Annotated in this window: 8 protein-coding genes and 2 pseudogenes; 8 read left to right on the plus strand and 2 right to left on the minus strand. The window is 50.6% G+C overall.

Annotated elements, in window-relative coordinates; all coding sequences use genetic code 11:
- Positions 1–1,338, plus strand: coding sequence for a TlpA disulfide reductase family protein (locus FDZ78_RS04215; RefSeq protein WP_123398254.1), 1,338 nt, complete (start codon positions 1–3; stop codon positions 1,336–1,338).
- A gap of 165 nt (positions 1,339–1,503) precedes the next feature.
- Positions 1,504–1,935, plus strand: a complete 432-nt coding sequence (locus FDZ78_RS04220) for a DUF695 domain-containing protein (RefSeq protein WP_123398255.1) — start codon at positions 1,504–1,506, stop codon at positions 1,933–1,935.
- A 34-nt stretch (positions 1,936–1,969) separates the two neighbouring features.
- Here FDZ78_RS04220 and FDZ78_RS04225 read toward each other — a convergent pair whose 3' ends face one another.
- Both FDZ78_RS04225 and FDZ78_RS04230 read right to left on the minus strand, forming a co-directional pair.
- A complete protein-coding gene (locus FDZ78_RS04225) occupies positions 1,970–2,518 on the minus strand; it encodes a DUF6155 family protein (protein WP_124075879.1) in 549 nt (182 codons plus the stop codon).
- Positions 2,519–2,642: 124 nt separating this feature from the next.
- Positions 2,643–4,703, minus strand: coding sequence for a protein-disulfide reductase DsbD (locus FDZ78_RS04230; RefSeq protein WP_107031640.1), 2,061 nt, complete (start codon positions 4,701–4,703; stop codon positions 2,643–2,645).
- 341 nt (positions 4,704–5,044) lie between these two features.
- On the opposite strand from FDZ78_RS04230, the gene FDZ78_RS04235 reads away from it, so the two are divergent.
- The 6 genes and pseudogenes from FDZ78_RS04235 (at position 5,045) to FDZ78_RS04260 (ending at position 12,278) form a co-directional block, all read left to right on the plus strand.
- Positions 5,045–7,255: an alpha-galactosidase gene (locus FDZ78_RS04235; RefSeq protein WP_124075878.1), complete on the plus strand. Its 2,211-nt coding sequence runs from the start codon at positions 5,045–5,047 to the stop codon at positions 7,253–7,255.
- Positions 7,256–7,551: 296 nt separating this feature from the next.
- Positions 7,552–7,788, plus strand: a pseudogene (locus FDZ78_RS14800) (helix-turn-helix domain-containing protein); the annotation flags it as partial.
- Positions 7,710–8,474: pseudogene (locus tag FDZ78_RS04245) on the plus strand (IS630 family transposase); the annotation flags it as partial. The pseudogenes FDZ78_RS14800 and FDZ78_RS04245, both read left to right, overlap by 79 nt.
- Positions 8,475–8,610: 136 nt before the next feature.
- Positions 8,611–9,837 carry a transposase gene (locus tag FDZ78_RS04250; RefSeq protein WP_136408189.1) on the plus strand — a complete coding sequence of 409 codons (1,227 nt, stop codon included), beginning with the start codon at positions 8,611–8,613 and terminating at the stop codon, positions 9,835–9,837.
- Between the two features lie 99 nt (positions 9,838–9,936).
- Entirely contained in the window at positions 9,937–11,163 is a 1,227-nt protein-coding gene (locus FDZ78_RS04255) for a transposase (RefSeq protein ID WP_124076708.1), read from the plus strand.
- Between the two features lie 92 nt (positions 11,164–11,255).
- Positions 11,256–12,278 (plus strand): branched-chain amino acid aminotransferase, encoded by a 1,023-nt coding sequence (locus tag FDZ78_RS04260; protein ID WP_107031643.1) that lies wholly within the window; start codon positions 11,256–11,258, stop codon positions 12,276–12,278.
- The last annotated feature ends 39 nt before the right edge of the window (positions 12,279–12,317 follow it).

The raw sequence follows: 12,317 nt of genomic DNA on the forward strand, positions 1-12,317 counted from the left end.
ATGAAATCAACTTATATCACCATCGCTCTGGCCATGTGCACCGCCATTCCTGCCGGAGCCGCAACTCTGGATCTGACCGTCGGCATGCCGGCTGAGGACCTCAGAATGTTCGTACGTCCTGTCAACGATACATCCAGAGAAGCACTTGTGGAACTGACCGCAGATGAAAGCCGCCGCAACGCCAAAGGCCAGGTCAATGTCAATCCTGACGGGCTTTACTATCTGTTTGTCTCAAACTCAAACGCCCAGTATTCACTTCCGTTCTATATTCCGGCTGATAAACCGGCATCAGAATTCTCCCTGATTCTTGACGGCACCACCACTGCCACCTCACTCTCTGACAATGTCAATTCGGCTCTTAACACCTACACCACCTCACAGACTCAGAATTCCAAAATACTTGGCGCAAAAGCTGAAAGCCTTAGTCCTGAACAGATCAGAAGCATGCTTACAGGCTGTATCACAGAAGCCGATTCGCTTATCGGTCTCGGCCATCTGCCTACCGCAGTGGCTGATTTCATGCGTATCCAGGCCTATATCGCAGCCTCTGACGCCTATCGCTTCGCCGACTATATGGCCATGCGGGCCAAACGCCAGCTCGGCTTCGGCTCAGCCGATATTCTGCCCGCCGCATCCACAGTGCTTGACACACCGATGGCTGCATCTTTCCCCACCGCACCGCAGATTATCATCGCCAGCCTGCCCCAAGGCACTCTGGAGGAACGCCTCGCGGCTCTTGACAACATATACAAAACTCCGGAGATCAAAGGCCGCATCAGAGAGCTACTTGTCAGCTCCTTTATCGATTCCTTTGACTATGCCAATGATTTTGCCAATGGTGAGGCCCGTCTGAAAGCCGTTGTCGAACAGTACTCGCTGCCACAGACCTATCTAACAATTTTCCGCGCACGCCTCGCCACAATACCCGGCACTCCTTTCCCTGCCGGAGTGACACTCGTAGACAACGAGGGAAACAAGGTTGATTTCAGTAAATTCAAAGGAAAATTCGTCTATGTAGACCTTTGGGCTTCATGGTGCGGACCGTGCTGCAAGGAGGTTCCGTATCTTCAGGAACTTGAAAAGGATTTCGAGAATTCAGACGTGGTTTTCGTCTCGATCTCAATCGACTCCGCCAAAGAACCCTGGCTCAAGAAGATGGGACAACTCAACATGCACGGCAACCAGCTCTGGAACAGTGACGGTGAGCTGCCCAAACAACTCAACATCCGTGGAATCCCACACTTCCTGATCTATGACCGCGAGGGCAAGCTTCTGGATTACGATGCACCGCGTCCGAGCTCAGAAAAGATCAAGGCCCTGCTTCAGTCACTGAAATAATCCGTACACACGGCTAACGTGTAGCCGATCATCGGCCACAAAAAAATCAGGGGATCACAAAAAATGCTATTTTTTGTGATCCCCTGATTTTTTGTATCTTTGCCGAAGCGTTGTATCCATATATAATATATGAGCAACGCATTATCTGAACCAAACTGTCGATTTATGGAAAATGGAACCTGGTGGACGGCTCCCACTGAAAGCGAATCAGGCAAACTGATTCTCGTCACGGGCCGCAAAGACGTAGAAAAATTCCGCTCCAATCCGCGCTTCAACATCCGCGTGGAAGTCAGCTGGAAATATGAGGGCGATGCCAAAGGTATGCCTGACAAGGAGACTTCAACCCTTATGGAGGAGGTCCAGGAGGCTCTGCAGAAGGAGTTTCACAAAGATCCGGTGGCTGTGCTCACCGGCATCTTTACCGGCGACAGTCAGCGCGACTGGATTTTCTACACTCTGAGCACCCACATCTTCGGCCGCAAACTCAACGAGGCTCTTGAATCGTTTCCCCTGCTTCCCTTGACCATCTATACAGAGAATGACCCTTCATGGGAAGAATATGACGAGATGTCGGAAGCCGAGATAAAACTCGACTGAGGCCACACCTGTCAGAGGCTGTTAAAGCTGCCTCTCACGCATCAAGATCATACTGACTCAGATCTGCGCCCGCTTTGGAAAGATTGCTGTCGACAATCTTCCGGAGCGGGTTGACTGTATGACGGTAGTCACTTATATAGCGCCGCATTTTCAGTATGCGCGGCACATAGTCCTGCACCATGTCGCGCTCCTGCAGAAAGTCCATCACCTCGTCCATGAATTTGTCGATATTTGTGTAAAGAGCGTCAAGGAGCCATGTCTGCGCGCCGTTGCCTATCAGAGCCAGCAGAGTGTCAACCATCAGTTCGGCCACTGCATCATCGCCCGGTTCGAGCGAGCGGAAGCGTTTCAGAGTAGAGCGCAGACGCGATATGCGCGGGCGGAATGCCCTTTTGGCATAGCGGGTGGCTTCTTTACGGAGAATAGCCCTGTACTCTTCGGTCTTCTTCATTACATCAGGGTCGGCCAGAAAGTCGAGATATTCCCTCGCGTCCTTACTGTGGGAATAGACATCCATGATCAGTGACCGGAGCTGCACGTCGCTGAAATCATTGAGTAATTTTCGTAGAGTTGTTTTTGACATGTCGTGAGGTTCAGATTATATAGCGTGGCCGTAAACGGAAGGCGGCGTGTCGCACTGCTTGTCCGACACGCCGCCTCTTTAAGCCCCCATATGGGGTGGAATTCAGATCTACTCTGATCAGAGTTTATTTCTTATAGCCTTTGATGCCTTTTTCAAGAAACTCGGAGAAGCGGGCCACATTTTCGTCATAGGTATAGGGCCCTGACAGGAGCTCGCCTTCGTCATTGAGAATGACATAGTAGGGCTGGGCGTTGGCGTTGAATTTGTAGCGCTGCAGATAGCTCCAGCGGTCACCATAGGTGTAGAGAGTCATATCCTTGCCATATTCCTTAACAGTGATAGGCTCCGGAAGGTTCTTCTTTTCGTCTACCATAAGCTTGATGACTGTGAAGTTGTCTTCGATCATGGCCTTGACATTCGGTTCGTCAAGCACGGCGCCTTCCATCTTGCGGCAGTTGACACAGCCGAAGCCGGAGAAGTCGATGAGGACGGGTTTGCCTGACTCCTTGGCAACCTTCATGCCTTCTTCAAAGTCGTCATATTCCTTGAAGCCGTCACCGTAGAGGTTGAAATCCTGAGTGAACAACGGGGGCACGAATGCGCTGACTCCCTTGAGAGGAGCGCCCCAGAGACCGGGGATCAGATAAATTGTGAACGAGAACGAGCAGAGGGCAAGGAAGAAGCGGGTCACACCGACACTTCTGTCAGCCGGGCCGTAGTGGGCGAAGTTGAACTGGCCGAGCAGATAGAGGCCGAGCAGGGCAAAGATCACGATCCAGAGAGCGAGGAAGGCTTCGCGGTCAAGAATATGCCATCCGTAAGCGAGGTCGGCTACAGAGAGGAACTTGAGCGAGAGGGCGAGTTCGACGAAACCAAGCACCACTTTCAGTGTATTCATCCAGCCGCCGGAGCTGGGAGCGGCCTGCAGCATTGTGGGGAACATGGCGAATAGCATGAACGGAAGAGCAAGGGCTGTCGAGAAGCCGAGCATACCGATTGCCGGGCCCCAGAGGTCGCCCTGTGAGGCTGCCTCAACGAGCAGAGTGCCGATGATAGGGCCTGTGCAGGAGAATGACACAAGTGTCAGGGTGAAGGCCATGAAGAAGATGGAGAGCAGACCGGTGGTCTTCTCGGCTGTGGCATCCATCTTGTTTGACCATGATTCGGGGAGTTTGATATCAAAGGCTCCGAAGAAGCTGATGGCAAACACCACGAGCAGAAGGAAGAAGATGATGTTGCAGACGGCCGAGGTAGAGAGTGCGTTGAGCGAGCTTGCGCCGAAGATACCGGTGATGAGCAGGCCGAGGGCCACGTAGATTATGATGATTGACAGACCGTAGGTGCAGGCATCGGCGATGCTCTTCGCGCGGTCTTTTCCCTTTTTAAGGAAGAAGCTGACAGTCATCGGGATCATTGGCCACACGCAGGGTGTGAAGAGGGCCACGAGACCACCGAGGAAGCAGGTGAAGAATATGTACCAGAGAGAAGTCGACGAGAAGTCCTCGGCGCTTTCTGAATCCTCGAATGACACGGGGGCCCAGAGGTCGGCACCTGCACTTGCAGGAGCGGTGGAGGTCAGAGAATCTGCGGCTACGGAATCTGCCGGAACAAGCACCGCGGCCTCCTCAGCCACTTCGACTTCGGCAGTCTCGACAAGTTTGGGTTCTTCCTTCACCTCTGCCTTTTCTTTCGGCTCATCTTTTGAAGAGACGGCAGCGGCAATCTTGGCCGTGCCTGAGAGGTTGAATGTAGAGCGTGACGGCGGAATGCAGTTTTCATCGTTGCAAGCGCCACACACAATCATCACGTCGATGTTGAACTCAGGCTTGGTGGCTTTGAACTTCTGTGTGATGGTCACACTCTGCGTCCACCATGAGAGTTCGGCTCCAAACATTTCGTCAAACTGTTTGTGAGAGGGCTTGTTGGGTGTGGGTTTTCCTTCGAGAGTCACTCCTTCGAGTTTAGGATAAGAGATCTCAAGAATCTGGGGACCGGCATCAGGGTTGCAATCAAGCGCATACATGTGCCAGCCGGAACTGATCGCAGCTGTAAGAACTACCTGCCCTTGGACATCGCCTGTCATTTCGACCTTGGCCTGCCATTTTACGGGGTTCATGATCTGCGCGACGGCCATGTTGCATACCATCGACAATAGAAGCAGAAGCGTGAAAGTGTACTTTCTCATGGTTACAAAAAAAGAGAAATGCTAAATTAGATTGGTTTTACAGCACAAATGTAATGATTTTTCCTCAATCGCAACTGTTTTTACCTTACGGAAACGTAAAAAGTCATTGTAAATCTTGCAAAAAGCACGATTTTTCGGTTTCTCGCTGTTCAAAAAGTCAAAAACGGCCTTGCTTTTGGCCCAAAACGACCTCTGCATGATGACTTTTTGCCACATGAGGAAGTAGTCATACTTTTTTGCCATTTTATTGGCGCAAGAGCTTGACACAGCCTCCGGTTTTCAAAAATTTCATTATCTTTGTAGATATCGAAACATAACCTACATTTTACCTCAGTCCTCCCATGAAGCAATTCCTTTTACTGCCCGGAGCGGCGCTGCTGCTGATGACAGCCGCACTTCCGGCTACTGCCGAGACAGTCAACATCTCCACCCCAAACACATCTCTTGTACTCGACGCCGAAAAAGGAGGCAAGCTCCGCATCCTCCACTATGGCAACAGGCTCAGCGATGCTGATATAGCTACCCTTTCAGACGCAGGCGCCATCAAGCGTGATGCCTATCCAGTCTATGGTATCTATCCGCAGGCCGAAGCAGCCATGAGCGTGACCCACGCCGACGGCAACAGAACCACCGACACTGAAGTGACCGGCATCACAAGCCGCAAAGATGCCGACGGAGCCGACGTGACCACCATAGCCATGCGCGACAAGGTCTATCCTTTTGACCTCAACGTAAACTACCGTACATATCCGGGTGAAGACGTAATCGAGACCTGGGTCGATGTAAAGAATAATGAAAAGGGCACTGTCACCCTCAACCGCTTCATGTCGGGCTACCTCCCGGTGCGCTACGGCAACGTATGGCTCTCTCAGCTCTACGGCTCATGGGCCAACGAAGGCAAGGTGTCGGAGACTCCGCTCAACCACGGGGTCAGGATGATAAAGAACAAAGACGGAGCGCGTAATTCCCACACCTCACATGCCGAGATCATGCTCTCGCTTGACGGCAAGCCGCAGGAAAACACCGGCCGCACCGTGGGCGCAGCTCTTGAATATTCAGGCAATTACAAACTGTTTATCGACACTGATGACAGCGACTATCACCACTTTTTTGCCGGCATCAACGAGGAGAATTCGGAATACCATCTCAAGAAGGGCGAAAGTTTCGTGACTCCGCCTCTGGCTCTCACCTACTCCGAAGAAGGTCTCTCAGGTGTGAGCCGAAATTTCCACCGCTGGGGACGCAACCACCGTCTGCACGCCGGCAACACCGAGCGCAAAGTGCTGCTCAACTCCTGGGAGGGTGTCTATTTCAATATCACAGAGCCTGTGATGGACGGAATGATGAAGGACATTGCCGACATGGGCGGAGAGCTCTTCGTGATGGACGACGGATGGTTCGGCAAAAAATATCCCCGCGACAACGACAGCACCACCCTCGGCGACTGGGTTGTGGACACCAACAAGCTTCCCAACGGAATCCAGGCGCTGATCGACTCTGCGTCCACCCACGGTATAAAGTTCGGAATCTGGATCGAACCTGAAATGACAAACACCGTCAGCGAACTTTACGAAAAGCATCCCGAATACATAATAAAGGCTGCCAACCGCCCGGCCACTCAGGGACGAGGCGGCACTCAGTTAGTGCTCGATCTCGCCAACCCCAAAGTGCAGGACATAGTGTTTACCGTCGTTGACACCCTCATGCGCAAATATCCGGCCATAGACTATATCAAATGGGATGCCAACGCGCCGATCATGGACCACGGCTCGCAGTATCTCACCGCCGACAATCAGAGCCATCTCTACATAGACTATCACAAGGGATTCGAGACTGTGCTCAATCGCATCCGCAAGGCACATCCCGATGTGACCATCCAGGCCTGCGCCAGCGGCGGCGGCCGTGCCAACTGGGGCATTCTCCCCTGGTTTGACGAATTCTGGACCAGCGACAACAATGACGCTCTGCAGCGCATCTACATGCAGTGGGGCACCAGCTACTTCTTCCCTGCCATTGCTATGGGATCGCACATCTCGGCTTCACCCAACCACCAGACTTTCCGCAGAATTCCTGTGAAATTCCGCGCCGACGTGGCCATGAGCGGCCGTCTCGGTCTCGAAATGCAGCCCCGCGACATGAACGATGAAGACAAGGCCGTGTGCCGTCAGGCCATCACTGACTACAAGAAGATCCGCCCCATAGTGCAGTTCGGCGACATCTACCGTCTGATCTCGCCTTACGATGGAAAGGGTGTGGCCTCGCTGATGTATGTCACTCCGGAGAAAGACGACGCCGTGTTCTACTGGTGGAAGACCGAAACATTCATGAACCAGCAGCTCCCGCGTGTGGTGATGGCCGGTCTCGACCCCGACAAGATCTATATGATCACCGAGCTGAACCGCATTGACAAAGAGCCTCTGAGTTTCGAGGGCAAGACTTTCAGCGGCCGCTATCTGATGTCGAACGGACTTGAGATTCCTCTGACCCACAAGGTGGACTATCACAAGAACACCGACTACGCCTCACGAGTGCTGCGCGTCACAGCTAAGTAAGCTGATGACGGCATTTCCATTGTGATTTTCCGCAGAATTTCAAGTCGATTTTTATTCTTAAAACTTTTTGGCGCATTTTACTTAGTACAATGATTCGGTAAAAATCACCGAAGTGGTTGAAACTTAAGTTAATAAGTAGATGTTGAAAATTAGTTTATATCAATTTTTTTGCGTATCTTTGTGTAAACACATAAAGACACAACGCTATCGCAAAAATCAAAGTTATACAACTGACAGACCAACAACGTCTGCAATTAGAGGAAGGCTTTCGCCAAGGCAAGAGCCACGCATACCGCATGCGCTGTCGCGCAGTGCTTCTGAAATCCACCGGCCTGACTTCGGAACAGGTTGGAGAACAGACCGACATGACCCATATATCAGTCAATTCCTGGGTGAAACGCTTCGAGGCCGAAGGAATCAAAGGACTGGAAACACGTCCCGGACGGGGTCGGAAGCCAATAATGGACTGCTCGGACGAAGAGTCGGTACGCAAAGCCATAGAGAACGACAGGCAGAGCGTGAAGAAAGCGAAAGAGGCATGGCAGCAGGCTTCAGGGAAAGAAGCCTCCGAGAGTACCTTCAGGGCTTTTTTATCCGCCTTGGCGCGGGATATAGACGTATAAGAAAACGTCCAAAGGGGAAACCCTCGCCGCAGCTCTATGCGTATAAGACCGAGAAGCTGCAAGAACTCGTACAACAGGAAAAAGATTGTCTCATCGACATTTATTATGGAGATGAAAGCCACATCTGCACCGAGGGATATGTGCCATACGGATGGCAGTTCCGAGGTGAAGATGTCTATATCCCATCTGAAAGAGGTCTGAGACTCAATATTTTCGGCATGATAGACCGCAACAATCGATATGAAGGATTCTCCACAACTGAGAATATGACCGCTGACAAGGTTGCCGACTTTCTTGACCGATTTTCTCTCCGTATCCGTAAAAACACTTTTGTTGTCCTTGACAATGCAAGCGTCCACAGATGCAAACTCATGCGGGAACTCCGTCCAATATGGGAGAAACGTGGGTTGTATCTCTTTTTCCTTCCACCGTACAGTCCACATTTGAATATCGCCGAGACGCTCTGGAGAATCCTCAAGGGCAAATGGCTCAGACCTGCGGATTATTGCTCCACAGAATCCCTGCTCTATGCAACTAACCGTGCGTTGGCTGCGCTTGGATCTGAACTCAATATCAATTTTGTCCATGCGGCTTAGTATAAATTAATTTTTACGACTTACTTATATCCAATGATTCGGTAAAAATTACAGAAGTAGTTGAAACTTAAGTTAATATAACGAATTGTCAAATACAAATGAATCGCCAAAGCGTTCATTATAAAAATCTTAGCGTATGAACGTATTGACGATTCTCAAAGACTTCACCTTTCGGTGTAAGTCGGTATTTGAAAATACTACAACCAAGATGAGCAAAAGGTTCCTCAACTGGCTGATTTTAACAATACGCACTGTGGCGTTGATTCCGGGCAAAGTCAATTTTACCCGGCTGTCGCGCTATGGCGGTCGTACAGCCAAGACCTTTGCCTCCAATTTCAAGACACCCGTAGACTGGATGAAAGTCAACATAGGTATGGCACAGGATTGTTTTGGACCGTCCGATGACATGGCAGTGGCAATCGATCCGTCGTTTATCTCCAAATCCGGCAGCCTGACGTATGGCATAGGCCGTTTCTGGTCAGGGGTGGCACAACGTGTCAAACGCGGTCTGGAGATAATGGCGATCGGGGCAATAAGCCTGAGTAAACATACATGTGTGATGCTCGGTGCTGTTCAGTCACCGAACTTCAGGACTCTTGAATCTGAGAAACAAATGTCAATGCTTGACTGGTATGTGGCACTTGTCAGGTCAAAGGCGACAGAGCTGCTCTCACTGACGGATATTCTGGTTGCCGATGCCTTTTTCTCCAAATATGAATTTGTGAATGAAGTGGTTGGCATGGGCTTCCGGTTTGTCGGGAGATTACGTGCCAACTCATATCTGAGGTATCTGGCCATGCCGGATTCCTCCGCCCCGCGAAGACGCGGCAGAAAGAAAAAGTATGGAGAGAAAGTGGATTTCTCCAGCCTTGATATGTCCGTGTTCACTTCATTCATATATGAGGATTCCAAAGGAAACAAAACCCGATGTCACACGGCGGTCGTACACTCGAGGGCATTGAAACGCGACATCCGTATCGTGGTCTGTCCGGTTGAAAACGGAGAGCCTCTCCTGTACTTCTCCACCGACACCGACATGAGGCCTGAAAAGATCATCGGTTTCTACCGCACCCGCTTCCAGATTGAGTTCGGCATACGCGATGCCAAACAGTTCACAGGACTCCAGTCTCAGCAGACCCGGGACAGGGATCGGCTTGACTTTGCGTTCAATCTTTCCTTCACTGCCCTCAATGTCTGCAAAGAGGTCATAAGGAAAGATTATCCGGGTCTTTCGTTAGCGCAGTTCAAACGGCTTATGTTTGAATCTTATCTCGCCTCAACAATTATTTCGACTTGCGGAAAATCTCCGCATCTCAAAATAATTCAGAAAATAAATCATCGGTTGGCTCAGTTAGCGGCTTAGCCAAGGCTGAACAACCTCAAATTTTACCGAATCATTGTATATCGAATCGTCAAATACAAATGAATCGCCAAAGCGTTCATTATAAAAACATTAAACAATATGAACGTATTGGCGATTCTCAAAGACTTCACCTTTCAGTGTAAGTCGGTATTTGAAAATACTACAACCAAGATGAGCAAAAGGTTCCTCAACTGGCTGATTTTAACAATACGCACTGTGGCGTTGATTCCGGGCAAAGTCAATTTTACCCGGCTGTCGCGCTATGGCGGTCGTACAGCCAAGACCTTTGCCTCCAATTTCAAGACACCCGTAGACTGGATGAAAGTCAACATAGGTATGGCGCAGGATTGTTTTGGACCGTCCGATGACATGGCAGTGGCAATCGATCCGTCGTTCATTTCAAAGTCAGGCAGCCTGACATATGGCATAGGCCGTTTCTGGTCAGGGGTGGCACAACGTGTCAAACGCGGTCTGGAGATAATGGCGATCGGGGCAATAAGTCTGAGTAAACATACATGTGTGATGCTCGGTGCTGTCCAGTCACCGAACTTCAGGACTCTTGAATCTGAGAAACAAATGTCAATGCTTGACTGGTATGTGGCACTTGTCAGGTCAAAGGCGGCAGAGCTGCTCTCACTGACGGATATTCTGGTTGCCGATGCCTTTTTCTCCAAATATGAGTTTGTAAATGAGGTGATTGGCATGGGATTCCGGTTTGTCGGGAGATTACGTGCCAATTCATATCTCAGGTATTTGGCCATACCGGATTCCTCCGCCACGCGAAGACGCGGCAGAAAGAAAAAGTATGGAGAGAAAGTGGATTTCTCAACTCTTGATATGTCCGTGTTCACTTCATTCATATATGAGGATTCCAAAGGAATCAAAACCCGATGTCACACGGCGGTCGTACATTCGAGGGCATTGAAACGCGACATCCGTATCGTGGTATGTCCGGTTGAAAACGGAGAGCCTCTTCTTTACTTCTCTACCGACACCGACATGAGACCTGAAAAGATCATCGGTTTCTACCGCACACGCTTCCAGATCGAGTTCGGTATACGCGATGCCAAGCAGTTTACCGGACTTCAGTCACAGCAGACCCGCGACAGGGAGCGGCTTGACTTTGCGTTCAATCTTTCCTTCACAGCCCTCAATGTCTGCAAAGAGGTCATAAGGAAGGATTATCCGGATCTTTCGGTAGCGCAGTTCAAACGGCTTATGTTTGAATCTTATCTCGCCTCAACAATTATTTCGACTTGCGGAAAATCTCCGCATCTCAAAATAATTCAGAAAATAAATCATCGGTTGGCTCAGTTAGCGGCTTAGCCAAGGCTGAACAACCTCAAATTTTACCGAATCATTGTTAGTAATTTGCGCCTTTTTATGTAATTTTGCCATAAACTATAAAAACTCATATCATGAATCAGGAACTTGACTGGGGAAACCTATCATTCGGCTATATCCCCACCGACTATAATGTGCGCTGCTATTTCCGCGACGGGAAATGGGGCGAGATCGAAGTGTCGCAAAGCGAAGAGATCAGTCTCCACATCGCCGCCACCTGTCTCCACTACGGCCAGGAAATTTTCGAAGGCCTCAAAGCCTTCCGCGGCAAGGACGGCAAAGTGCGAGTGTTCCGCCTCGAAGAAAATGCCCGCCGCATCCAGGAATCAGCCAAAGGAATCCTTATGGAGCCGCTGCCGCTGGAGAAATTCAAGGAAATGGTGCTGAAAGTGGTGAAACTCAATGAGCGCTTCGTGCCGCCCTACGGTTCCGGCGCATCACTTTACATCCGCCCGATCGAACTCGGCATTTCGGCCCAGGTCGGTGTCAAGCCGTCTACCGAATATCTTTTCATTATTCTCGTTACTCCGGTAGGTCCTTACTTCAAGACCGGATTCAAGCCGACTAATATCTGCATCATGCGCCAGTATGACCGCGTGGCCCCCAACGGCACAGGCCTCTGGAAGGTGGGCGGCAACTATGCGGCATCGCTCACTGCCGGCGAACACGCCCACGAGCTTGGATATTCGGCCGTGCTCTATCTCGATCCGAAGGAAAAGAAATATCTCGACGAATGCGGTCCGGCCAACTTCATCGCCATCAAGAACGGTGTCTACATCACTCCAGCCTCTAACTCGATACTGCCTTCGATCACCAACAAGAGCCTCATGCAGCTTGCCGAGGATATGGGAGTGAAGGTTGAACGCCGCCACATCACGGTCGATGAACTGCGCGATATCGACGAAGCCGCCGCTGTCGGCACTGCCGCTGTGGCTTCACCCGTCGGCGAGATCGATGACCTTGACACCGGCGAGAAATATATCGTTTCGAAAAACGGCGAACCGGGCCCCATCACCACTCGCCTCTACAATACGCTCCGCGGCATTCAGCTCGGAGAGATTGAGGACGTCCACGGATGGTGCACTATATTAGAGTGATCCAAGACAATTCACAGAATCAATCCACAACACTGAGCC

This window comes from Duncaniella sp. B8, from assembly GCF_005304985.1.
Classification (GTDB): Bacteria; Bacteroidota; Bacteroidia; order Bacteroidales; family Muribaculaceae; genus Duncaniella; species Duncaniella muris.